This is a genomic window from Pacificispira spongiicola (assembly GCF_012926505.1).
GTDB classification, from domain to species: Bacteria; Pseudomonadota; Alphaproteobacteria; order UBA8366; family Aestuariispiraceae; genus Pacificispira; species Pacificispira spongiicola.
In genome coordinates this window covers 63,103-86,566 of the sequence record NZ_JABBNT010000003.1, presented here as the reverse complement: position 1 = coordinate 86,566, position 23,464 = coordinate 63,103, and the positions used below count along the sequence as shown (strand labels likewise).

At 62.4% G+C, this 23,464-nt stretch carries 18 protein-coding genes, 1 tRNA gene and 1 pseudogene; 11 read left to right on the top strand and 9 right to left on the bottom strand.

Going from position 1 to position 23,464, the window contains the following annotated elements; translation table 11 throughout:
• Positions 1–48: 48 nt before the first annotated feature.
• Positions 49–1,740: a methyl-accepting chemotaxis protein gene (locus HH303_RS09850; RefSeq protein WP_169625176.1), complete on the bottom strand. Its 1,692-nt coding sequence runs from the start codon at positions 1,738–1,740 to the stop codon at positions 49–51.
• A gap of 177 nt (positions 1,741–1,917) precedes the next feature.
• Here HH303_RS09850 and HH303_RS09845 point away from each other — a divergent pair, with 177 nt between their 5' ends.
• Positions 1,918–2,868, top strand: a complete 951-nt coding sequence (locus HH303_RS09845; RefSeq protein ID WP_169625175.1) for a complex I NDUFA9 subunit family protein — start codon at positions 1,918–1,920, stop codon at positions 2,866–2,868.
• A gap of 21 nt (positions 2,869–2,889) precedes the next feature.
• Here HH303_RS09845 and HH303_RS09840 read toward each other — a convergent pair whose 3' ends face one another.
• The gene (locus HH303_RS09840) at positions 2,890–3,702 is read right to left on the bottom strand and encodes an undecaprenyl-diphosphate phosphatase (protein ID WP_169625174.1); all 813 of its coding nucleotides are present in this window, start codon (positions 3,700–3,702) and stop codon (positions 2,890–2,892) included.
• A 339-nt stretch (positions 3,703–4,041) separates the two neighbouring features.
• Here HH303_RS09840 and HH303_RS09835 point away from each other — a divergent pair, with 339 nt between their 5' ends.
• A complete protein-coding gene (locus HH303_RS09835; RefSeq protein ID WP_227421704.1) occupies positions 4,042–5,484 on the top strand; it encodes an NAD(P)-dependent oxidoreductase in 1,443 nt (480 codons plus the stop codon).
• An 11-nt stretch (positions 5,485–5,495) separates the two neighbouring features.
• Positions 5,496–10,040 (top strand): glutamate synthase large subunit, encoded by a 4,545-nt coding sequence (gene gltB / locus HH303_RS09830; protein WP_169625173.1) that lies wholly within the window; start codon positions 5,496–5,498, stop codon positions 10,038–10,040.
• Between the two features lie 44 nt (positions 10,041–10,084).
• On the opposite strand, the gene HH303_RS09825 is transcribed toward gltB, so the two are convergent.
• The 6 genes from HH303_RS09825 to HH303_RS09800 form a co-directional block, all read right to left on the bottom strand.
• A complete protein-coding gene (locus tag HH303_RS09825) occupies positions 10,085–10,795 on the bottom strand; it encodes a substrate-binding periplasmic protein (protein WP_169625172.1) in 711 nt (236 codons plus the stop codon).
• Between the two features lie 128 nt (positions 10,796–10,923).
• Positions 10,924–12,096 (bottom strand): pyridoxal phosphate-dependent aminotransferase, encoded by a 1,173-nt coding sequence (locus HH303_RS09820; protein ID WP_169625171.1) that lies wholly within the window; start codon positions 12,094–12,096, stop codon positions 10,924–10,926.
• 97 nt (positions 12,097–12,193) lie between these two features.
• Positions 12,194–12,625, bottom strand: coding sequence for an NUDIX hydrolase (locus HH303_RS09815; RefSeq protein ID WP_169625170.1), 432 nt, complete (start codon positions 12,623–12,625; stop codon positions 12,194–12,196).
• A complete protein-coding gene (locus tag HH303_RS09810) occupies positions 12,622–13,755 on the bottom strand; it encodes a THUMP domain-containing class I SAM-dependent RNA methyltransferase (protein WP_169625169.1) in 1,134 nt (377 codons plus the stop codon). The genes HH303_RS09815 and HH303_RS09810 overlap by 4 nt, the downstream gene beginning before the upstream one ends.
• A 99-nt stretch (positions 13,756–13,854) precedes the next feature.
• Positions 13,855–13,930, bottom strand: a tRNA-Ala gene (locus HH303_RS09805).
• Between the two features lie 138 nt (positions 13,931–14,068).
• Entirely contained in the window at positions 14,069–14,392 is a 324-nt protein-coding gene (locus HH303_RS09800) for a TIGR02300 family protein (protein ID WP_169625168.1), read from the bottom strand.
• A gap of 347 nt (positions 14,393–14,739) precedes the next feature.
• Here HH303_RS09800 and HH303_RS09795 point away from each other — a divergent pair, with 347 nt between their 5' ends.
• From HH303_RS09795 to HH303_RS09760, 8 genes and pseudogenes are all read left to right on the top strand, one after another.
• A complete protein-coding gene (locus HH303_RS09795) occupies positions 14,740–15,360 on the top strand; it encodes a hypothetical protein (RefSeq protein WP_169625167.1) in 621 nt (206 codons plus the stop codon).
• A 186-nt stretch (positions 15,361–15,546) separates the two neighbouring features.
• A complete protein-coding gene (aroA, locus tag HH303_RS09790; protein WP_169625166.1) occupies positions 15,547–16,899 on the top strand; it encodes a 3-phosphoshikimate 1-carboxyvinyltransferase in 1,353 nt (450 codons plus the stop codon).
• A 4-nt stretch (positions 16,900–16,903) separates the two neighbouring features.
• Complete coding sequence (locus HH303_RS09785) at positions 16,904–17,884, top strand: NAD(P)H-dependent flavin oxidoreductase (RefSeq protein ID WP_227421703.1); 981 nt, start codon at positions 16,904–16,906, stop codon at positions 17,882–17,884.
• 13 nt (positions 17,885–17,897) lie between these two features.
• Positions 17,898–18,578, top strand: a complete 681-nt coding sequence (cmk, locus tag HH303_RS09780; RefSeq protein ID WP_169625165.1) for a (d)CMP kinase — start codon at positions 17,898–17,900, stop codon at positions 18,576–18,578.
• Between the two features lie 128 nt (positions 18,579–18,706).
• Positions 18,707–20,419, top strand: a pseudogene (gene rpsA / locus HH303_RS09775) (30S ribosomal protein S1); the annotation flags it as partial.
• A 235-nt stretch (positions 20,420–20,654) separates the two neighbouring features.
• Positions 20,655–21,581, top strand: a complete 927-nt coding sequence (locus HH303_RS09770) for a GGDEF domain-containing response regulator (protein WP_169625163.1) — start codon at positions 20,655–20,657, stop codon at positions 21,579–21,581.
• A 162-nt stretch (positions 21,582–21,743) separates the two neighbouring features.
• Positions 21,744–22,025 carry an integration host factor subunit beta gene (gene ihfB, locus HH303_RS09765; RefSeq protein WP_169625162.1) on the top strand — a complete coding sequence of 94 codons (282 nt, stop codon included), beginning with the start codon at positions 21,744–21,746 and terminating at the stop codon, positions 22,023–22,025.
• A gap of 4 nt (positions 22,026–22,029) precedes the next feature.
• On the top strand, positions 22,030–22,395 hold the full coding sequence (locus HH303_RS09760; protein WP_169625161.1) for a lipopolysaccharide assembly protein LapA domain-containing protein: 366 nt from the start codon (positions 22,030–22,032) through the stop codon (positions 22,393–22,395).
• A gap of 3 nt (positions 22,396–22,398) precedes the next feature.
• Here HH303_RS09760 and HH303_RS09755 read toward each other — a convergent pair whose 3' ends face one another.
• On the bottom strand, positions 22,399–23,304 hold the full coding sequence (locus tag HH303_RS09755) for a DMT family transporter (RefSeq protein WP_169625160.1): 906 nt from the start codon (positions 23,302–23,304) through the stop codon (positions 22,399–22,401).
• Between the last annotated feature and the right edge of the window lie 160 nt (positions 23,305–23,464).

The window sequence follows — 23,464 nt, the reverse complement described above, 5'->3', positions numbered from 1 at the left end:
AAATCGCCCGATTTTCAGGGTAATTTCGCGGATGGTGCGGTTCTGTCGTCAGCCGTCGAGACGGGTTTTTTCCGCGATGGTGGCGTCCAGCAGGCGCAAGACGTCGACGGACGCCTTTTCCACCTTGCCGATCGCGTCCAAGGCGCCTTCCATATCGCCGTTGTTGTAGAATTCGACCGCCTTGATACCCCATTTGTGGACTTCCGAATGCGGCTGTTCCAAATCCTTGAACGGCGCGAGGTTCCGATAGGGGTCGGAATCCTTTCCATAATAGAATTTGCCCAACCGGCATTGGGTATGGTCCGCCAATTCGTTGGGGCGCAGGGCCTGTCGGCCGGAAATCATGTCGGCCAACCGCTTTTTCCAGATCACATGATCCGATTTTGCGATGCGCAGAACCTTGTGCGGCACGTCGTATTTCAGGAAACGCGCAAGTTGTTGCCCGATCTGACTTTCGACGGCGGACATATTGTCGGCCATATCCGTCAGCGAGGTGACATTTTCCGTCGAGGCTTGGGCGATTTTACCGACACCGGCCGATACTTCGTTTGCGGCGCTGGTTTGTTCCTGCAGGATCGTGGATACCTGTTCCATCCGTTCGGAGACATCGGCGATATTGGTGCGTAACGTATCCATTGTTTCGGATACCTGATCCATTGCGGTTTGGCCCAGATCGACTGCCTGATTGGCGCTGTCCATGCTGGCGACGATCTTGTCCATTTCGCTCAACAACCCGCCGATCCGGCTGCGGATTTCTTCCGTCGCGCGGCCGGTTTGGTTGGATAGGGATTTCACCTCGTTGGCGACGACGGCGAATCCCTTTCCGGCTTCCCCGGCGCGGGCGGCCTCGATCGTGGCGTTCAGCGCCAGAAGGTTGGTCTGGGCCGCAATTTCCTGAATGGTTTCCACGATATCGCCGATCGCCCGCGACGATTCCGACAGGTTGGAGACGAGGTCCGCGGTTGAGGCCACGACCCGCGTGATTTCGTTCATACGGGTGCCGGCCTCGTTGACGATGTCCGCGCCTTGACGCGCGTGCCCATCGGTTTCAGCGGCGATCCGTGCGACCTGATCCGTGGTTTCCGAAATCTGACGAATGCCGGTAACGGTTTCTTCGACCGCCGCGCTAATGGTCTGTGCCTGCTGGTCCACTTGCTGCACCGCATAAAGCATCTGGACCGAGTTGATCGAGGATTCGTTGACGGCGATGGAAACCTCCACCGACGAATCCATCATGTCATGGGCGAATTCGTTGGACGACCGCGTAACCTCCGATGTGGATTCGCTGGACGCATAACTGCTGAGCGCGTTGCCCATATCGTCCAATGCCATGGCGGCGACGGCGGAAATCGCGGCGGCGGTCTCGCTGCCGCTGAAACGGTGGCTGCGCCCCAGTTTCTCGTTCAGTTTCTGCAATACGAAAGTGTAGCCGGCGCAGTACCATTGCGGGGTCAGGCCGATCCGACTATGGATCAAGCCGATCCGGCGCGAGATTTCGTCGCCTTCCGCGGAGGGTCCCGTTTTGATCAGGGCCATCCAATGATCGTACTGCTTTTTCGCCAGCAGGTCGGGGCTCTTGCCACTCTTGACCAGGATTTCGTTCAAGGCTGGGTTGGCGGCGACCCATTTGTAGAATTCCTTGAGGATGCCGGGTAGCTCTCGTTCCAACAGAGGCAGTGCCTTCGTTGCGATTTTCCGTTGGCGATCTGCCGACGCGAATTGATTGCTAGAACTCGCCATGAAAAAACACCCCTCCCATTTCACTTCATTGTCGCGGCGACCGTATCTTTGAATTTGAAAAATTCAACAGCAAACTGATTAAAAGCGCGTAAGGCGCGGCCAACTTCTTTAACCTTGGAAGGCCGCCGGGATTTGAGTATACCGGGTGCAGGTTTCGGCGTTTCAGAGGATAGGAAAATGGCATCGCTTCTGGTCACGGTTTTCGGCGGTTCCGGCTTCATCGGTCGGCAGGTCGTGCGCGAATTGGCCAGGCAAGGGTGTCGCGTTCGCGTCGCGGTGCGCGATCCGGAAGACGCCTTGCCGTTGAAGCCTGCGGGCGATGTCGGCCAGATCACGCCGGTTCAGGCGAATATCCGTCACGATGCATCCGTTCGGGCCGCCGTGAAGGGCGCCGACGCCGTCATCAACCTAGTCGGCATCCTGTATGAAAGCGGGATGCAGACCTTCGACATGGTGCACGAACAGGGCGCGCGCCGCGTGGCCGAGGCCGCGAAGGCGGAAGGGATCACCCGCTTCGTTCAGATGTCCGCCCTGGGCGCGGCGCCGGATTCCACCGCCGCCTATGCGCGCAGCAAGGCCGCCGGTGAGGTCGCCGTCCGATCCCTGATCCCGGAAGCCGTCGTGGTCCGGCCCAGCATCGTCTTCGGGCCGCAGGACAGCTTCTTCAACCGGTTCGCGTCCATCATGCGGTTCACGCCGTTGCTCCCCCTGATCGGCGGCGGGCAGCAGAAATTCCAACCGGTCTATGTCGGCGATGCGGCGGATGCCATCGTGCGCGCCGTGATGAATCCGGCCTGCGCCGGACGGACCTACGAATTGGGCGGGCCGACGGTCTATACGTTCGAAGAGCTGATGACCCTGACCATGAACGAAACCGGACGGCATGTCGGCCTTGTGTCGGTACCGTTCGAATTGGCGAAGGTGAAGGCGTTCTTTGCCGAACTGCTGCCCGTCCCGCCGCTGACCCGCGATCAGGTCGAACTGCTGAAATACGACAATGTCTGCAGCGGCGATCTGCCCGGCCTGAAGGATTTGGGGATCGAGGCGACGGCGGCGGAAGTCGTGCTGCCGTCTTACCTGGATATCTACCGCAAGGGCGGCCGCTTCAGCCCGATGCAGCCGGTCTGACCAGCGGCGGCGGCATCACCCTTAAAGCGGGGTGGCGCCCGAATAGGCCCAATATAATAGACCGCCGCCCAGCGCGATGCGGTACAGGACGAAAATCCCGAAACCCGACCGGCGCAGCCATGCCATCATCAGGGCGATGGCGATCAGTGCCGTGGCGAAGGAAAGGCCTGCCGCGATAACGAAATCACCGGTCAGGGTCAGGTCGCCGGCCTTGTAAATGTCGTATCCGGCCAGCAATCCGGCCCCGGCGATCGTCGGGATCGAAATCAGCATGGAAAAGCGGGCTGCGTCTTCCCGTTCTAATCCCAGGAACCGCGCGGCGGTCATGGTGATGCCGGATCGGCTGGTCCCCGGTACCAAGGCCAGGACCTGCGCCAATCCGATGACGAGGGCCGTCGGCCAGGCGATATGTTCGATGCGCCGGATGGTCATGCCGACATGATCGGCGATCCATAGCACGATGCCGAAGCCCAGCGTCGTCCAGCCGATCAATTCGACGGATCGGAATTGCGTTTCCACCATGTCTTTCAGGAAGAATCCGGCGATGACCACGGGGATCGTCGCCACGATCACATTGACGATCAGACGTACCGGAGGGCCGCCGCGACCGGTTGCCGCACGTCCCACGCCGACCGTCATCTGCCAGACATCGCGCCAGAAATAGATCATGACGGCGAACAGCGTGCCGATATGCACGGCAATATCCATCGCCAGACCCTGATCCGGCCAGCCGAGAATATGGCCTGTGACGATTAAATGGCCCGACGAACTGATCGGCAGAAATTCGGTTATGCCCTGGACCGCAGCGAGGACCAAGATGTGGTGGAGTAACACGGAGGGACCCCCAGTAAGAGTAGTGATGTTTGTATAGCACTGAGTCGACCCGGATGCATCAGTGGCGATGTCGAGGAAAAAGGTCCGAAACGGTACTTAATTTTGTTTTGCGATACCAGGGGTTGCCTTTAATCGCGCCGATATAGCGATTGCAGAAAAATAATAGTACACAATTGTTTACCATATTGAAGATTTTACTGGATATCCGCGATTTCGGACTGTATAGACCCTAGGCTGGTGGTGAGGCGCATATCGCGCCGAGCGCCGAAAAGGAGGAGGGAAGGCGGCTAAAACCGCCCAGCGCCTCCCGATCACGGAAAAATTTACGGGAATGGCCAGATGACGACGCCCCGCATGCTTCAATTCGTGGACCGCCAGCAGGCGATGCCGGACAAACGTGCCGCCGATGCACGGCGCCGGGATTTCGGGGAAATCTATGAAGGCTATTCCGATACCGGCGCGGCGTCTCAGGCGGGGCGATGCAGCCAGTGCGGCGTGCCCTTCTGTCAGGTCCACTGTCCGCTGCACAACAATATCCCGGACTGGCTGATGCTGACGGCGGAAGGCCGGTTGGAAGAGGCCTATGAAGTGTCCAGTGCGACCAATACCTTCCCGGAAGTTTGCGGACGCATCTGTCCCCAGGACCGCCTGTGTGAGGGCAATTGCGTGATCGAACAATCCGGTCATGGCACGGTCACCATTGGATCCATTGAAAAATACATCACCGACACGGCCTGGGAAAAAGGTTGGATCACGCCGATCAAGCCGATGCGCGAGCGCGGCGAAAGCGTCGGCGTCATCGGCGGCGGGCCGGGCGGTCTGGCGGCGGCGGAACAGTTGCGGCGGCGCGGCTACAAGGTCACCGTTTACGACCGGTACGACCGTATCGGCGGGTTGCTGATCTACGGCATTCCGAACTTCAAGCTGGAAAAGGACGTGGTCCTGCGCCGGGCGCGCTGGCTGGAGGAGTCGGGGGTCGAATTCGCCCTGAACACCGAAGTCGGCACGACGATTTCTTTTGCCGATCTGCGCGCGAAGCATGACGCGGTCCTGATTGCGACCGGTGTCTACAAGGCGCGCGACCTGAAGGCCCCGGGCGTCGGCCAGGAAAACATCATCCCGGCCATGCGCTTCCTGACCGCGTCCAACCGGACCGGCCTGGGCGATACGGTCGACGATTTCGACAGCGGCGCGCTGAACGCGGCGGGTAAGAATATCGTCGTCATCGGCGGCGGGGACACGGCGATGGATTGCGTCCGGACATCCATTCGTCAGGGCGCGAAATCGGTGAAATGTCTGTATCGTCGCGACCGCGCCAATATGCCGGGGTCCCAACGCGAAGTGGCGAATGCGGAAGAAGAAGGCGTCGAATTCGTCTGGCTGGCCCAGCCGGAAGGCTTCACCGGCGACGCCACGGTGACCGGCGTGCGCAGCCAGCGCATGCGCCTGGGCCGTCCCGACGCGACCGGCCGCCGCAGCCCACAGCCGATCGACGGCGAAATCGACACGCATGAGGCCGATCTGGTCATCATGGCGCTGGGCTTCGACCCGGAAGACCTGCCGGTCCTTTGGGGCGAACCGGAACTGCCCGTCACGCGCTGGGGCACGGTCAAGGTTGACCATCGCACCCAGATGACCGCCATGCCGGGCGTCTTCGCCGCGGGCGACATCGTTCGCGGGGCCAGCCTCGTCGTCTGGGCGATCCGCGACGGGCGGGACGCCGCCGCCAGCATTCACGACTATCTGAAGGCCCGCGCCGCCGCGCCGGCCGCCGCCGAGTAAGGAACAGAGACATGACGGACACGACCTACGGCCAAAGCTGGGTCTCCCAATATCGCGCGGACGCGGAGCGTTTGGCGAAGGAGGGCATGTATCTGCCGCAGACCGAAACCGCCAACTGTGGCGTCGGCATGATCGCCGCGATCGACGGTCAGCCTCGCCGCGACGTCGTCTTGCGCGCGGTGGAGGCGTTGAAGGCCCTGTGGCATCGGGGCGCAGTCGACGCCGACGGCAAGACCGGCGACGGTGCGGGCATCCATGTCCAGATTCCGCAGGACTTCTTCAAGGAACACGTGCAGCGCACGGGCCATCAGTTGGGCAAGGGCCGTCTGGCCGTGGGCATGGTCTTTCTGCCGCGCACCGATCTGGGCAGGCAGGAACGCGTGCGTCAGATCGTGGAAAGCGAAATCCTGCGCCTCGGCCACCGGATTTACGGTTGGCGTCAGGTGCCGGTGAATGTCTCCGTCATCGGCGACAAGGCGAATGCGACCCGCCCCGAAATCGAACAGATCATGGTGGAAAACGCGCGCGAGGTGAAGGACGCTCAGTTCGAGGCGGACCTCTATGTCATCCGCCGCCGCATCGAAAAGGCGGTTCTGGCCGAAAACCTGACGGAAGCCTATATCTGCTCCCTGTCCTGCCGGTCGGTGATCTATAAGGGCCTTTTCCTCGCCGAACAGTTGACGGCCTTCTATCCCGATTTGAACGACGAACGCTTCACGTCGAATTTCGCCATCTATCACCAGCGCTATTCGACCAACACCTTCCCCAGTTGGAGCCTTGCCCAGCCGTTCCGCGTCCTGGCGCATAACGGCGAGATCAACACGATCGACGGCAACATCAACTGGATGAAGAGCCATGAGACGAAGCTGGACGACCCGCAGCTCGGCCCCTATGTCGACGATATCAAGCCGATCGTGCAGCCGGGAAGTTCCGATTCCTCCGCCCTGGACGCGGTGTTCGAGGTTCTGGTACGCACGCATCGCGAATTGCCGGAAGTGAAGTCGCTCCTGATCCCGGAAGCCTGGGAACAGTCCAAGACGATTCCGCAGGCGCATCGCAATTTCTATCAATATGCCAATGGCGTGATGGAACCCTGGGACGGTCCGGCGGCGATATGCGCCTATGGCGGTCGCTGGGCCCTGGCCGGGCTGGACCGGAACGGCCTGCGGCCGTTGCGCTATGTCGTCACCGGCGACGGGCTGCTGATCGTCGGGTCCGAGGTCGGCATGGTGAAAATCAGTGAAACCGACGTCGTGGAAAAAGGCCGCCTGGGTCCGGGGCAGATGATCGCCGTCGATCTGTGGGAAGGCAAATTGTGCCACGACCGGGAACTGAAGGATCACGTCGCGGCGCTCAGCCCGTTCGGCGAATGGGTTAAGAACATCGTCAACCTGTCCGCGCTGGACGGCAACGGCCCCGGCGAGTCCGGTACGTTCTCCCGTGAGGAACTGCGCCGTCGCATGCTGTTGAGCGGCTGGTCGATGGAGGATTTGGAACTGATCCTTCAGCCGATGGCGGAAACCGGCAAGGAAGCGACGGGGTCCATGGGCGACGATACGCCGATCGCCGTTCTGTCCGACTTGTATCGCGGCATGCATCACTATTTCCGGCAGAATTTCAGTCAGGTGACGAATCCGCCGATCGATTCCTTACGCGAACGCTATGTCATGTCGCTGGCGACGCGCCTGGGCAATCTGGGCAACATCCTGGAAGAAGACGCGCGTCAGCTTCAGATCGTGCAACTGCCGTCCCCGGTTCTGCTGGAAGGCGACTATCGCGCGCTGCGCAACCATCTGGGGGGCGCGGCGGTCGAAATCGACTGCACCTTTGCCGTCGACGACAACCCGAATGCCATGGGCGACGCCGTGCATGCCATCCAGGCCCGCGCGGAAGAGGCGGTGCGCGAAGGCGCGCAGCACCTGATCCTGGACGATTCCGGTGTCTCCCCGGAACGTGTGGCGATACCGATGATCCTGGCCGCCGGGGCGGTGCATACGCATCTGGTCCGCGCCAACCTGCGGACCTTCGCCAGCCTGATCGCCCGCACGTCCGAGGCCCTGGATACCCATTCCTTCGCCGTCATGATCGGCGTCGGTACGACGGCCGTCGTCCCCTATCTGGCGCAGGAAGCGATTGCCGACCGGCATCGCCGTAACCTGTTGGGCGGCGTGCCGTTGGACAAGGCGCTGGCGAACTTCAAGAAGGCCATCGAGGACGGGTTGCTGAAGATCATGTCCAAGATGGGCATTTCCATCGTCAGCTCCTATCGCGGCGGCTACAATTTCGAAGCGGTCGGTTTGAGCCGTTCCCTGGTCGCGGAATTCTTCCCCGGTCTGCCCAGCCGCATTTCCGGCGTCGGCCTGACCGGCCTGCGTGAAAACGTGGTGCAGCGGCACAACACGGCCTTCGATGACGCTGTCGTGGCCCTGCCGGTGGGCGGGTTCTTCCGCTATCGCCGGGGCGGGGAGGCGCATGCCTGGGAAGGCAACCTGATCCATACGCTGCAATCCGCCGTGGCGTCGGACAGTTTCTCCGTCTATCGCCGCTATGCGGAGCAGGTGGCGAATCTGCCGCCGATCAGCCTGCGCGACCTGATGGACTTCAACTACAACGGTCCCGCCGCCCCGATCGACGAGGTGGAAAGCATCACCGAAATCCGCAAACGCCTCGTCGCGCCGGGGATTTCGCTGGGCGCCCTGTCGCCGATCGCGCATGAAACCCTGTCCATTGCCATGAACCGCATCGGCGCCAAGTCGGATAGCGGCGAGGGCGGCGAAGACCCCGCGCGCTACAAGCCGAAGGCGAATGGCGACAACGCGTCGTCCGCGATCAAGCAGGTGGCGTCGGGCCGTTTCGGCGTGACGGCGGAATACCTGAACAACTGCCGCGAAATCGAAATCAAGATGGCGCAGGGCGCGAAGCCGGGCGAAGGCGGGCAATTGCCGGGCTTCAAGGTGTCGAAGCTGATCGCCAAGCTGCGGCATTCGACGCCGGGCGTGACGCTGATCAGCCCGCCGCCGCATCACGACATCTATTCGATCGAGGATTTGGCGCAGCTGATCTACGACCTGAAGCAGATCAACCCGGAAGCGCGGGTCTGCGTGAAACTGGTGTCCAAGGCGGGCATCGGCACGGTCGCGGCGGGCGTCGCCAAGGCGCATGCGGATACGATCCTGATTTCCGGCCATTCCGGCGGGACGGGCGCGTCGCCGCAGACGTCGATCAAATATGCCGGTCTGCCCTGGGAAATGGGCCTGACGGAAGCGCATCAGGTGCTGACCCTGAACGGTCTGCGCCACCGGGTACGCCTGCGCGTCGACGGCGGCATCAAGACGGGCCGCGACGTCGTCATGGCGGCGATCCTGGGGGCCGATGAATTCGGCATCGGGACCGCCAGCCTTGTCGCCATGGGCTGCATCATGGTGCGGCAGTGCCATTCCAACACCTGCCCCGTCGGCGTCTGTACTCAGGACGACCGCCTGATCGAGAAGTTCACGGGCACGCCGGAAAAGGTGATGAACCTGTTCAGCTTCATCGCGGAGGAAATTCGCGAGATTCTGGCCAGCCTGGGCGCGCGCAGCCTGTCGGAAGTGATCGGCCGCACCGAATTGCTGGCCCAGGTCAGCCGCGGTGCATCGCATTTGGACGATCTCGACCTCAACCCGCTGCTGACGCAACCGGGTCACGATCGCGCCACCCATCCGACCGAAGCGGAAGGCCGCAACGAAGTCCCCGAAACCCTGGACGCGCTGATGATCCAGGATGCGGAAAACCTGTTCCGCGAAGGGGAGAAGATGCAGCTTCAGTACAATATCCGGAACACCTACCGCGCCATCGGGACGAAGATTTCGTCCAAGATCACGCGGGAATTCGGGATGAAGGTGCTGAAGCCCGGACATCTGACCGTGCGCATGCGCGGCTCCGCCGGTCAGTCTTTGGGCGCCTTCGCGGTGCAGGGGTTGAAGCTGGAGGTCCTGGGCGACGCCAACGACTATGTCGGCAAGGGTCTTAGCGGCGGTGATATCGTCGTGCGCCCGATCACGGCCAGCCCGCTGGAAAGCAACCGGAACGCCATTATCGGCAACACCTGCCTGTTCGGCGCGACGGACGGGCATCTCTATGCCGCCGGCATGTCGGGCGACCGCTTCGCGGCACGGAACTCCGGCGCGGTGGCGGTGGTCGAAGGCGTCGGATCGAACGGCTGCGAATATATGACGGGCGGTCTGGTCTGCATTCTGGGCACGGTCGGCGACAACTTCGCCGCCGGGATGACCGGGGGCATGGCCTTCGTCTACGACCCGGACGACCAATTGACCCTGCATTTGAATACGGAATCGGTCGACGTCTATGCGCTGGAAACCGATCACTGGGCCGGCGTCTGCCGCAAGATGATCGAAGACCATGTGAAGGCGACCCATTCCAAATGGGCGACGGGCCTGCTGGACGATTGGGACCTGACACGGGCGGCGATCAAACATGTCGCCCCGCGCGAGATTCTGTCGATGCTGGACCACCCGTTGGGTCTGGAAGAGGCGGTGGCGCAACCGGCGGAGTAATCCGCGACGGGCTGGCGGTTGGTACCGGGTGTCGCGGGACGTGTTCAGTCGTAACGTCCCGCGATCCAGTCTTCTTTGAGCGTCTGAAGGGCTTCGCGCTTCGACAAAATCGCGCGGTCATAGGCGTCGGCGAAAATTAACGCCTCATCCAGATCTTTTCGGATGCATATCTTGAATTTGACTTCCTTCAATGCGTCCGTGCGGCTGAAGGTCAACGAATCCGTCAATCCTTGGCTGTTCATTTGATGCCGGGTAAACACCTCGTCGTTGATAAAGACATCGGCGTGCCCCGCCGCGACGACCTTGAACGCATTTTGCGGCGACAAGACCCAAATCGCACGGTCTGCGGGCAGCGCTTCCTGCGCCCACCCGTTGCTTCGATAGTTCACATGGCGAAAAGACAAAAGCTGTTCCATGGTCCTGATATTGTCGAACCGACGGTCATTGCGGCGATGAACGATGACCTGACTCATCAGGGTCAACGGTTCGCGGCAGAACAGCGCGATCTCGCGGCGCTTGTTCGTTTCCGTCGTACACAGCGCGTCCACCGCCCCGTCCTCGAACATTTGCTGGGTTCGGTTCCAGGGCCACGCAATCATCGATATATTGATTCCGGCTGTTTGCGACAGCAGTTCAATCGATGCGGGAAGGATGCCATCCACCTTGCCATTGGCCGCGTTCGTGCCGCTGATCGGCAAAACCGCGTCCGCAAAACCGAATCGCAAGGGGCTGCTCACGGTTGCGGCAATAGACATCCGTCCTGTTGCCAATATTGAAATCGCGGATGCCGATCCCGAAAGAAAGTGTCTGCGCGTGATCACGCGTTACCCTCCCTGTCGACGAATTGACGCAGAGTACCGCGATTCACGAACTCGGTAGCGGGTTAAATTGCTCCCAATCCAATCTGTAGCCGGTCAAAGGCCTCTTCCAGCCGGTCCGGGCTCTGCGCGAAGCAGAGGCGGTACCAGCCTTCCGCGCCGGGGCCGAAGGCGGTGCCGGGCGCGATGCCGACCTTCGCGGCTCGCACGAGGTCCTGACAGATTTGCAGGGTCCGGTCTTCCGTGCCCGGAATGTGAAAAAAGCCATAGAAACTGGCCGTCGGACTGCGATAGCCGGTGACATGCGGCAGGGACGGTAAGCGGCGGTCGCAAATGGCGCGTCCCGCCCGGCAATGGTCGATCATCGTCGCCACGGCCTGTTCCCCATGCTGGACGGCCGCCATACCGCCGCGCTGCAGGAAGACCGGCACGCAGGAATAGTTGAATTCGATCAGGTTCCCCAGAAGCTCCCCCAATTCCGCCGGATGGGTGATCCAGCCCATGCGCCAACCCGTCATGGCCCAGGATTTGGAGAAGCTGTTGACCACCAGCACCGGGTCGTCCGGCCCCGCGATATCCAGGAAGCTGGGCGCGGCGCGGCCGTCATAGACCATGCGGTTGTAAACCTCGTCCGCGACGATCCAGATGCCGCGCTCCCGCGCGAATTCCAGCATTTCGGCCAGTTGTTCCGGCGGCATGACCCAGCCCGTCGGGTTGTTCGGCGAATTGACGAAGATCGCCCGCGTGCGGCCGTCGCATTGGGCGCGGATTTTCTCCATATCCAGATGCCAGCCCTGCGCGTCGTTATTGTCGAGAGCGACGAAACGCGGCGTCCCGGCCAGGGCACGCACGACGGACTGCGCATTCGGCCAGACCGGGCTGACGATCACCGCGTTGTCGCCCGGGTCGAGGATCATTTGGAAAATCAGCATGATCGCGGACATGCCGGATTGCGTCAGGGTCACCCGGTTCGCCGCCACCGGCTTGGCGTGCAGGCCGGTCATATAGGCCGCCAAGGCATCCGTGAATTCCGGCAGGCCCCGCTTATGGGTATAGAATGTCTCCCCCGCATTCAGGGAGTCGATGGCCGGTCGGCGCAATGCCGGATCGGTCGGAAGGTCGCTTTCCCCGTACCACAGCGCAATCACCGACGGATCGCCCAGGGCGAGTTTGGAAACCGCGAGAATCTGTTGTTCCTCGATCCCGGCGACGGCCGGACGAATATGACCCAGGGGCATCGGACACCTATTTCATGCAAGGAGGTTTCGGAAGGATTCTCGGAATGCTCGCCGAACCGGCGGCGGGGATCAAGCGGGAAGCCGTGGCCGTCCGGTGTCAGGACTTGTGCCGCGCCGCCAGCTCTATCACGCGCCGCGTTTCCACCCACAGATTATAGTCGTCCAGGTCGGTCAACGGCACCCAGCGCGCATCCATGGCGTCATCCCCCGCCTGCAGGGTCCCGCCGACGGGCCGCGCCCGGAAATTGATCAGCGTATAGTGACGATCCCCGTTCGCCGGGCTGGGCAGCATGTCGACGACGTCGAGCAATGCCTGGATTTCGACCGCAATGCCGGTTTCCTCCAACACCTCCCGCCGCGCGGCGTCGCGCACACCCTCCCCGAAATCCTGCTTCCCGCCCGGCAGGGACCATCGGCCGATCTCCGGCGCCGTCCCGCGCCGGATCAACAGGACCTCGACAGCGCCCGGCGTGTCGCGCAGGACGATGGTGCCGATACCGATCAGGGGACGTTGTGGGATGTCGGTCATGGCAAGGTCCCCGTCACATAGAGGGTGACTTTCAGCCCGCCATGGTCGATGGGGCCGCCGTCGCGGGTGAAGGGCAGGGCGGCGGCCTTGGCGAGGCTCGGCTGGGTCGTGATCAGGCCGACGCGCCAGCCGGAAAAACGCTCCGTCAGGACCTTGCCCAACGTGTGATAGAGCGGGTGCAGCTTCTTCGCCTCCCCGATCCGGGTGCCGTAGGGCGGGTTGACGATGACCAGTCCGGGCGGGGTGCCTTCCGGCGGGGTCAGGTCGCTGATCGGCTGCTGTGCGAAGTCTGTCCAGGCGGCGACCCCGGCACTGTCGGCGTTCGAGCGACTCATTTCTACCGCCCCCGCATCGCGATCATAGCCGTAAAAGCGGAGCGGCGGGGCTGAGGGCGTCACCGCATTCCGCATTTCGTTCCAGGCATTGGGGTCGAACCCGGCCATGTGCTGAAAGGCGAAATCCCGCGACCGGCCGGGGGCGAGGCCCGCCGCCTGTTCCGCCGCCTCGATCACGAAGGTGCCGGACCCGCACATCGGGTCGATCACCGGCTCCTGTCCTTTATATCCGCATTGCCGCAGGAACAGGGCGGCCAGCGTCTCGCGCATCGGGGCCTTGTTGACGCGGGGCTTGTGTCCGCGCTTGTGCAGGGGCTCCCCGCTGGTATCCAGGCTGATCGTGCAGAGATCGTTGTCCAGCCGCGCCAGGATGCGGATCGGTGCGCCGTCGGACAGCGCCGTTTCGGCAGCCTCGGCGGCGGCCTTGCCGATGCGCTCCGCCACCGCGCCGGAATGATACAGTTTGGATTTGCGGCAGGACGCATCGACCCGGATCGGGATGCCGGGCCGCAGGAATTGCGTCCAGGGTAGGGCCTGCGCCTTCTTCTGCAACTGGGCCAGATGCTGCACCTTGAACGCGGCGATGCGGACCAGCACCCGCGACGCCCCGCGCAGGACCAGATTGGCCCGCCACGCCTCCGCCCAATCGCCGGAACAGGTCACGCCGCCGGGCACCGGCTTCGCCTTGCGAAACCCCTGCTCCCGCGCCTCCGCACACAACACGCCTTCCAATCCCGGCGGGGCGACGAGGAAGAGGTCGAAATCTGTCTCTATGGATTGATTGTCGGATGTCATGGCCAGTGCTTAGACCCTGGGACCGGACGGGTCGATAGGTTTGTATCGACGGGGAGTATCCGAAACGACGAAACCCCCCGGTTTCCCGAGGGGCTTCGATGGTGGAGCCAAGGAGGATCGAACTCCTGACCTCTACACTGCCAGTGTAGCGCTCTCCCAGCTGAGCTATGGCCCCTTTTCGCCGTCAGCCTAGCCGTTCGACCCCTGGGAGGGTCTCGGCAGTCTTGGCTCCGGCGTTTTCAGCGGTGCGTTATACACGCCGCGCGCCGACTGACAAGCTCTTTTCGTGACGTTTTTTGGACGTCCGCGAAAATCAGCTGTCGTCGTCGTCGCCGCCGGCGCCGACCACCGGAACATCGTCGTCGTCCAGGTCGGACGTGTCTTCCAGGACGCCGTCATCGTCGTCCAGGTCGGCATCCAGATCGTCATCGTCCTCGGTGTCGGCCTCTTTGGTCTCGACGACCTTTTTCGCCTTTTCTTCGGCGATCTGCTGGCGGCCGCGTTTCAGTTTCGTCGCCGCCTCCGGATCGAAGACCGTCTCACAGGACGGGCAGACGATCGGGTTCTTCTGCATATCGTAAAACTTAGCGCCGCAGCTCAAGCACGTCCGCTTGAAGCCCCATTCCGGTTTCGCCATGCCGCTCTCCTCCTTCGGGATCGGAGCCCGCCGACAAGCCGACGGTTCCCCTGGCATTTAGAGCAAGGCCCGATTGGACCCCGCGAAAATCGTTCCGTCCCGACGCGCCGTCCCGTCCTTATATATAGACATGAAGAACGGTAGCGCCGTCGCAACCCTGGTACCATGTGTCGGCCAAGCCGCCGAACAAACCCATGGCGCGCGCGTTTGCCAGTTTCACGCGGCCCTGTCAAAAGCTATTTCCCGAACGCCGGTCCCAAGACGCGTGTCGGACCGCCGGTTGGCGAACGGGCATGCTTCTTGCTTCAACTTTTCCGCATGTGCAAGAGCATTCGGGGAATTGGGTGATGTTCGATTCTGTATCAATGGGCGGCGGCATGTCCACGGCGGCGGGATTCTTCGGGTCCGGCATTCGCAAGGATTATCAGGGCGCCGCAGCGACCGCGCAGAAATCCGGGACTTCCGAGGCGTCGAACACACCGGCGCAGGAAGACGTCAATCGCATCAAGGAAATCGGCTTCGGCAAATGGGTCGAGGAACTGCGCGAGAAGAAACTGGAGGAGATGCGCCAGGAAATTCTTGCCGCCATGGGGCTGACGGAAGAAGACCTGGGCAAAATGGATCCCGATGCGCGGGCCTCCATCGAAGAGATGATCGCCCAGGAGATTCAGGAACGCCTTGCCGCCGGATCGGTGGAGGTCGGCAAGAAAGCGTCCGGCCAATCCCTGAACCCGGCACAGTCGGCAAATGCGGCCGGCGCGTTCTCGACCGATATGGGCAAAATGGGTCAGTCGGCAAATATTGCCGCTGTCGGCCCGACCGCGATGACGGTGCTTTTGCAGGAACAGGAAAAGAATTCCGCGAATGCGACGGGCAAGGCGGATCCGGACGAGGCCGGCGACGATGCGCGCCGTCAGCCGGGAATTCTGCGCGATCCCGACGATAGCAACACGCCCTTCTATCTTTAACGACAGGATTTGACACCGTATTTAGGCTGTCCCGGTTTCGACCGGACGGGGCCGGGTCCATGCTGCGCGTTTTCAGGTTGGGTCTGGCATGTTAAAAGCCGGTCGCCGTCGGCGCGACCTTGGGTGATGTTGGGGCCGGGTGGGCGGCATGCGCGAATTTCTTTGCCGGATCGAAAGCCCGTATTCATGTCCGAATCCAAACATTCCGCCGCAAATACGGCCGCCGCGCCGCTCACCGTCCGGGCCTGCGGCCCGCTATCCGGAACTGCCCGCGTGCCGGGCGACAAATCGATTTCCCATCGGTCGGTGATGCTGGGCGCGCTGGCCGTCGGGGAAACACGTATCACAGGGCTGCTGGAAGGCGAGGATGTGCTGGCGACGGCGGAGGCGTTCCGGCGTTTGGGCGCGCAGGTTGAACGGCAGGACAGCGGCGAATGGGTCGTGAACGGCGTCGGTCTGGGCGCGTTGAAGGAACCTGACGATATCCTGGATATGGGCAATTCCGGCACCGCCGCGCGGTTGTTGATGGGCATCCTGGCCGGGCAACCGATCCGCACCTTCCTGACCGGCGACGCCTCGCTGCGGTCGCGCCCCATGAAACGGGTGATCGATCCGCTGACCGCCATGGGCGCGCGCGTCTATTCCCGCGAAGGCGGGCGCATGCCGTTGATGATCCAGGGCGCGGACATGGTCCTGCCCATTACCTACGAATTGCCCGTCGCTTCCGCCCAGGTGAAATCGGCGGTGCTGCTGGCCGGGCTGACGGCGCGCGGCGAAACGGCGGTGATCGAATCCGTCGCCACCCGCGACCATACCGAACGGATGCTGACCCATTTCGGCGGCACGGTCAGCCGCGAGGAACTGTCCGGCGGTGCGGCGCGTATCGCGGTGCAGGGCGAACCGGAACTGACCGGCGCGGATATCGTCGTCCCGGCGGACCCGTCTTCGGCGGCCTTCCCGCTGGTCGCGGCCTTGCTGGTGCCGGGATCGGAAGTCCGTCTGCCGAATATCGGCATGAACCCGACGCGGACCGGCTTGATTCAAACGCTGATCGAGATGGGTGGCGATATCGCCATTGAAAACGAGCGTGTCGCGGGCGGGGAGCCGGTTGCCGACCTGCTGGTCCGGCATTCGTCGCTGAGAGGCGTCGCGGTGCCGCCGGACCGTGCCGCCAGTATGATCGACGAATATCCGATCCTGTCCGTCGCGGCGGCCCAGGCGGAAGGCAAAACCGTCATGCGCGGGGTCGAGGAGCTGCGCGTCAAGGAATCCGACCGGATCGCGGTCATGGTCGCCGGTCTGCGCGCCAACGGCGTCGCGGTGTCGGACGGGGAAGACTGGATGGAAGTCGAGGGGCGCCCCGGCGACGTGCCGGGCGGGGCCACGGTGGCGACCCATCTGGATCACCGTATCGCCATGAGTTTTTATGTCTTGGGCCTGATCGCGAAGAAGCCCGTGACCATTGACGATGAAGCGCCGATCCGCACCAGTTTCCCGAATTTCCGGACGCTGATGCAGGGCCTGGGTGCGGAGGCCTGATGTCATGACGATGCGGATTGCGACACGCCTGACCGAACGGCTGGAAATACGCCACCCGATCGTGCTGGCCCCGATGGCCTTCACCTCCGGCGGGATCCTGGCGAAGGCCGTGTCCGATGCGGGCGGATTGGGGCTGATCGGCGGCGGTTACGGCGACGAGACCTTTCTGAAAACGGCCTTCCGGGATGCGGGCAATACCCGCGTCGGCGCCGGATTTATCACCTGGTCCCTGGCGCGGAATCCGGCGCTGCTGGATCTCGTCCTGGATCATCATCCCGCGGCGGTGATGCTGTCCTTCGGCGACCCGGCCCCCTTTGCCGATGCGATCGGCGCGGCGGGCAGCACGCTGATCTGTCAATGTCAGACGCTTGATCATGTCCGCGCGGCGCTGGATTGCGGGGCGCAGATCGTCGTCGCCCAGGGCGGCGAGGCGGGCGGTCACGGTGCGATCCGGGGAACATTGAATTTCGTGCCGGAGGTGGCGGACCACTTGGCCGCCCATGCGCCGGATACGCTACTGCTGGCGGCGGGCGGCATTGCCGACGGTCGCGGCCTGGCGGCGAGTCTGATGTTGGGCGCTGACGGCGTGCTGGTCGGGACGCGCTTCTGGGCGGCGGCGGAATCGCTGGCGCCGGAAGGACATCGGCAGGCCGCGATCCCGGCAGGCGGCGACGATACGGTAAAAACCGCCACGGTCGATATCGTCCGACAGAAGGACTGGCCGAAGGATTTCTCCATCCGGGTGAAACGCAACGCGTTTACCGACCGCTGGGACGGAAATGAGACGGGATTGAGCACCGCCGTCGAGGCGGAAGCCGCGCGTTATCAGGCGGCGCTGGAAGCGGGCGATGCCGACAATTCCGCACCGATCTGCGGGGAGGCGATCGGCCTGATCCGCAGTGTTGATCCGGCCGCCGCGATCGTCGAGGGCATGGTGGCGGATGCTTCCGCCTGCCTCGGCACCCGATTTGTCGTTCAAGAGTAAGGAAAGGTTCCGTATGTCCGATACCCCCGCCCCCCCGGTCGTCGCTGTCGACGGTCCCGCCGCCAGCGGTAAGGGAACCCTGGCCCGGCGTCTGGCGAAACAATTCGATTTCGCCTATCTGGATACGGGGAAGCTGTATCGCGCCGTGGGGATGAAGGTCGTGCGGTCCGGCGGCGATCCGGAAGACGAAGACGCGGCGGAAGCCGCCGCGCGCGCCCTGGATATCAGCGAGTTGGAGGACCCGGCATTGAGCGGTGACGACGCGGCGTCCGCGGCATCCAAGGTCGCGGCCATTCCGGGCGTCCGGGCGGCCTTGCTGGAATTTCAGCGCACCTTCGCCGCCGTCCCGCCGGACGGGAAGCCGGGTGCGGTTTTGGACGGTCGGGACATCGGTACGGTGATCGCGCCGGACGCGACGGTGAAGCTGTTCGCCACCGCCAGCGTGGAAGTGCGGGCCGACCGACGGCACAAAGAGTTGATCAATCGGGGCGAGGCCAGTATATACGCGCACGTTCTGGAGGAGTTGAAGGCCCGGGACGCCCGCGATATGAACCGCGCGGCAGCCCCTTTGGTCGCGGCTTCGGATGCCGTCGTGCTGGACACGTCGGATCTGGGCATCGACGAAGCCTTCGCGGCAGCCCTGCGCATTGTCGAAGGGCCGGTGCAGAAAGCTCTGGAGGCCCGGGAGGACTGATCCTCCCGTCCGTAGGACAACAGCATCAGTGTTACGGGCGGCCGTGCGATAAGCCTCAAGCGCGCGGTGGCCCGAATTCGTATTGGGGCGAGACCGCCGGAGACAACCGGACGGCCGGAAAACCGAAGCAGACTGAAAGGAATACACACACCATGGCAAATGAGAGCTTTGCCGAGCTTCTGGAAGAATCCCTGGGTGAGCGCGACTCGCTCGAAGGCACGGTTGTTAAGGGTACCGTGATCTCCATCGACAACGATATGGTTTTGATCGATGTCGGGCTCAAGGCCGAAGGCCGCGTGCCGCTGAAGGAATTCGGCATGCCGGGCCAGCCCGCCGATCTGAAAGCCGGCGACACCGTCGAAGTTTTCGTCGACCGTATGGAAGACAAGAACGGCGAGGCGATGCTGAGCCGCGAAAAGGCCCGCCGCGAAGAAAGCTGGATCAAGCTGGAAGAGCAGTTCAACGCGAACGAACGCGTGAACGGCGTGATCTTCGGCCGGGTCAAGGGCGGCTTCACCGTCGACCTGAACGGCGCCGTGGCGTTCCTGCCGGGCAGCCAGGTCGACATCCGTCCGGTGCGCGACATCACCCCGCTGATGAACACCCCGCAGCCGTTCCAGATCCTGAAAATGGACCGCAGCCGCGGCAACATCGTCGTGTCCCGCCGCGCCGTTCTGGAAGAAACCCGCGCCGAACAGCGCGCCGAACTGGTCGAAAACCTCAAGGAAGGCCAGGTTCTGGAAGGCGTCGTCAAGAACATCACCGATTACGGTGCGTTCGTTGATCTGGGCGGCGTCGACGGTCTGCTGCACGTCACGGATATCTCCTGGCGCCGCATCAACCACCCGTCCGAAGAACTGTCGATCGGTCAGGTCGTCAACGTTCAGGTCATCCGCTTCAACGCCGAAACGCAGCGTATCTCGCTGGGCATGAAGCAGCTGCAGGCCGATCCGTGGGAAGGCGTCGATGCCAAATACCCGGTGGGTGCGACCTTCGAAGGCCGCGTGACCAACATCACCGACTACGGCGCGTTCGTCGAACTGGAAGCCGGGATCGAAGGTCTGGTCCACGTTTCCGAAATGTCCTGGACGAAAAAGAACGTCCACCCCGGCAAAATCGTGTCCACGTCCCAGGAAGTCAAAGTCATGGTCCTGGACGTCGACCCGAACAAACGCCGCATTTCGCTGGGCATCAAACAGTGCCAGGAAAACCCTTGGGATACCTTCACCGAGAAGTATCCGGTGGGTGCCGAAATCGAAGGCGAGATCAAGAACATCACCGAATTCGGCATGTTCGTCGGTCTTACCGAAGAAATCGACGGCATGGTCCACATGTCCGACATCGACTGGCACGCCGCGCCGGAAGAAGCGCTCGCCCGCTACAACAAGGGTGATCGCGTCAAGGCGAAGGTCCTGGACGTCGACGTCGAAAAGGAACGCGTCTCGCTGGGCATCAAGCAGCTGGAAAGCGATCCGTTCGAAGAAGCCATGGACGGCGTCCGCAAGGGCGACGTCGTGACCTGCACCGTCACCGCCGTGACCGAAAACGGTCTGGAAGTGACCGCGAAGGACTCGCTGCCGGGCTTCATCCGCAAGGCGGAACTCAGCCGCGATCGTTCGGAACAGCGTCCGGACCGCTTCGCCCAGGGCGAAAAGGTCGATGCGAAGATCACCGCGATCGACAAGGCGACGCGCAAGCTGACCCTGTCCATCAAGGCTTACGAGACGGCCGAAGAAAAGGAAGCCATGGCGGCTTACGGTTCTTCGGACTCGGGTGCGTCGCTTGGCGACATCCTGGGTGCCGCGCTCAAGAAGCGGGAAGAACAGTCGGGCGACGCCTGAGGCTGACTTCCCGGTGCGGGCGGTTTCGTCCCCACCGGATACAGATTACGGCAAAGGCCGGTCCCATGGGACCGGCCTTTGTTGCATCCAACGGTAGTATTTTGATCGTCGGGGGATTTTAAATTGAGTTTCGATCGTATTATTCCTTAAACTAACCGAATCGTGCCGATAATCGCGGGGTGGGGGCCTCGGTTCGAACTGGCAGGTGAAAACAATAATCGTTGGGGAAAACGCTGTGAAAGCCCTCATCCTGGAAGATAACGAGACCATGGGAAGTCTCGTCAAACGTTGTGCCGAATCCATCCCGGAAATCGAAGCGGATCTCTGCACCACCTATTCGGAGTTTCAGCAAAAGCTGGAAGCGCCGGATATCGACCTGATCCTGCTGGATCATTATCTACCGGATGGCGAAGGCGTCGAAATCCTGCGGGCCTTGCGCAACAATCCGCGCTTCGACAATGCACCGATCTTTCTGGTGACGGCGGAAACGGATCGTCAGTTCCGGCTGCAGGCCCTTCAGGCCGGGGCGACGGAATTCCTGGAAAAGCCATTCGATGTCGTCGAGTTGACCGCACGGCTGAAAAATATCGCGGCGATGATCAAGGCGACGCGCGAATTGCGGCAGGAAATCGGTCGGTTGCAGGAAATGGCGACGACGGACGCCCTGACCGGAATCCTGAATCGGCGCGCCTATCTCGACCGTTTGGAACTGGAGGTCCAGCGCGCGACGCGCTTCAAACACCCCCTTAGCGTCGCCATGTTGGACGTCGACCACTTCAAATCCGTCAACGATACCTATGGGCATTCGACGGGGGATCGTGTGCTGGTCAAAATCACGGAGGTTGTGAGGAACCGGCTGCGCGGAATCGACGTTTTCGGGCGATTGGGGGGTGAGGAATTCTCCATCACCATGGCGGAAACCAATCTGCGCGGCGCGCGTGTTCTGGCGGAACGCATTCGCGAGGATATCGAAGCCCTGCGGCTGGACGATCCGGACTTTGCCCGTTTCAGGGTTACGGCAAGCATCGGCGTTGCCGAATGGAAATCCGGATTGGACCCGGCCCAATGTCTGGATCGGGCGGACCGCGTGCTGTATCGGGCGAAGCAGTCCGGACGAAACCGTGTCGAGTTCTGGGACATCGCGGAGGGTGTTTCTTCTTGACGGGAAATCAACGGTTTGGCAGGGTTTTTCTTGCCGAAGGCCCAGGTGGGGGCGGCGGAAAGCACTAGTCCGGCACGACGGCAGACGCGTGGATCGATCACGTCTTTCGGCTGTGACGAAACGATTTCCTGGTGTGGACGAGCAAACGAACGGGAGACAGGTATGACGCGATCGGACTTAATCGCCCGGATTGCTCAACGACGGGGCTTGTATCAACGCGATGTTGAACGGGTCGTTTCCGCCGTGTTCGAAGAGGTCACGGAAGCGCTGGCGCGCGGTGATCGGGTGGAACTGCGCGGTTTTGGCGCCTTTTCCGTGAAGCAGCGCGATTCCCGTACCGGCCGTAACCCCCGCACCGGCGAGGCCGTCGCGGTCGACGCGAAGGTCGTGCCCTTCTTCAAAACCGGCAAGCAACTGCGCGAGCGTCTGAATACGGAGGGCTGAAGCCGTGCGAGCGCTCGGCAATCTGATCGCCTTTTTGATTACCCTGCCGATTCTGGTGGTTGCGGTCTCCTTTGCGATATCCAATACGGATTCCGTGACGCTGCGCTTGTGGCCGCTCAGCTATGAGGCCGCGCTTCCGGTGGCACTGCTGGTGTTCGTCGTATTGGTTCTGGGCTTCCTACTGGGGGCGCTGACGGCCTTTATCGGTGCCGGAAAAATCCGCAGCCGCGCCCGGTCCGCCGAATCCAAGCTGCGCCAGGCCGAACGCGACCTCGCGCGGGTGAAGCGGGAAAATGCGGAGGCGTCCGGCGGCACGGCGCAAACGCTGCCCGGAAAATCCGGCGAGCCGCCGCTTCTGGCCGCGGAATAGCCCCTAGACCCTACGCCGTCGGGTCAGCACCAAACCGGCCCCGACAATGAGCGTCGCGCCGACCAGTGATTGTCCGGTTGGGAAATCCCCGAAGACGAAAAATCCAATGGCGGCGGCCCCGATCAATTCCAGATAGACCAGGGGCGCCAGGACCGATGCTTCCGCATGACGGAAAGCGGCAATCGACATCACGTGGCTCAGACAAGAAATCGTCCCCAGCATCAGCAAGAAGGGGATATCCGCTTGCGATGGCATCGACCAATTGGCAACCGCAAGCGGGGTGAGCACGATCGTGCCGACGACGCATTGAAAGACCAGGGTCGCGACGGGGTCGCTGCCCTGGGATGCTTGTCGCGTGGCGATCAGGTAAAAGGCGAAAAAGGTTCCGGCGCCGAGGGCCAGCAGGATGCCCGGATCGACGCTCGCGCCGATGGTCCCACCGGGATTCAGCATGATCAGCGCCCCGCCGAAGCCGAGGCAGAGCGACAGCAGTTTCGTCGCCGTCAGTTTTTCCTTCAACAACGGCACGGCGATCAGAACGGCAATGACCGGTCCGATGAAAGACACAATTGCCGCCGTTGCCAACGGGATCAGCGAAATCGAATAGAAGTAGCATGTCATTGCCGACACCAGGAACAGGGTGCGGATCAAATGCATGCTCCGATTCCGGCGTGGAAAGACTCGTAATTCGCGGCCGGGCCGCGCTTGCCGTGCCCGCAACAGGGCGAAGGGGACGACGACCAGACTGGCGGTCGCGTAACGGGCCCAACCCAGGAACAGCGGAGAATGATCGGCGCTGAGATATTTTGCGATCCCGTCCACCATGGGGACGGTCAGCATCGCCGCCGCCATCAGCAGGATGCCGTGCAATTGTCGGGGCACCGCCCTATCGTCGGTTTCTATCGTCATGATTTCCCCGAATTATCTGCCGAATTCGGCAGCCGTCTTTTGATCGATATACGGCGCGGAAAGGGGTGGTCAAGGAAATGCCTTTATTGCGACTCAATGATTTCGAAATGGTGCTTTAGACGAATCGTGCCAGGGTGCTGCGGCGCGCGGCGGCAGCTTC

Bases quoted from the DNA above. Each gene is read 5' to 3' on its own strand.
- HH303_RS09850 (WP_169625176.1), bottom strand. From the start codon at position 1,740: ATGGCGAGTTCTAGCAATCAATTCGCGTCGGCAGATCGCCAACGGAAA.
- HH303_RS09845 (WP_169625175.1), top strand. From the start codon at position 1,918: ATGGCATCGCTTCTGGTCACGGTTTTCGGCGGTTCCGGCTTCATCGGT.
- HH303_RS09835 (WP_227421704.1), top strand. From the start codon at position 4,042: ATGACGACGCCCCGCATGCTTCAATTCGTGGACCGCCAGCAGGCGATG.
- gltB (WP_169625173.1), top strand. From the start codon at position 5,496: ATGACGGACACGACCTACGGCCAAAGCTGGGTCTCCCAATATCGCGCG.
- HH303_RS09825 (WP_169625172.1), bottom strand. From the start codon at position 10,795: ATGTCTATTGCCGCAACCGTGAGCAGCCCCTTGCGATTCGGTTTTGCG.
- HH303_RS09820 (WP_169625171.1), bottom strand. From the start codon at position 12,096: ATGCCCCTGGGTCATATTCGTCCGGCCGTCGCCGGGATCGAGGAACAA.
- HH303_RS09815 (WP_169625170.1), bottom strand. From the start codon at position 12,625: ATGACCGACATCCCACAACGTCCCCTGATCGGTATCGGCACCATCGTC.
- HH303_RS09810 (WP_169625169.1), bottom strand. From the start codon at position 13,755: ATGACATCCGACAATCAATCCATAGAGACAGATTTCGACCTCTTCCTC.
- HH303_RS09800 (WP_169625168.1), bottom strand. From the start codon at position 14,392: ATGGCGAAACCGGAATGGGGCTTCAAGCGGACGTGCTTGAGCTGCGGC.
- HH303_RS09795 (WP_169625167.1), top strand. From the start codon at position 14,740: ATGTTCGATTCTGTATCAATGGGCGGCGGCATGTCCACGGCGGCGGGA.
- aroA (WP_169625166.1), top strand. From the start codon at position 15,547: ATGTCCGAATCCAAACATTCCGCCGCAAATACGGCCGCCGCGCCGCTC.
- HH303_RS09785 (WP_227421703.1), top strand. From the start codon at position 16,904: ATGACGATGCGGATTGCGACACGCCTGACCGAACGGCTGGAAATACGC.
- cmk (WP_169625165.1), top strand. From the start codon at position 17,898: ATGTCCGATACCCCCGCCCCCCCGGTCGTCGCTGTCGACGGTCCCGCC.
- ihfB (WP_169625162.1), top strand. From the start codon at position 21,744: ATGACGCGATCGGACTTAATCGCCCGGATTGCTCAACGACGGGGCTTG.
- HH303_RS09755 (WP_169625160.1), bottom strand. From the start codon at position 23,304: ATGACGATAGAAACCGACGATAGGGCGGTGCCCCGACAATTGCACGGC.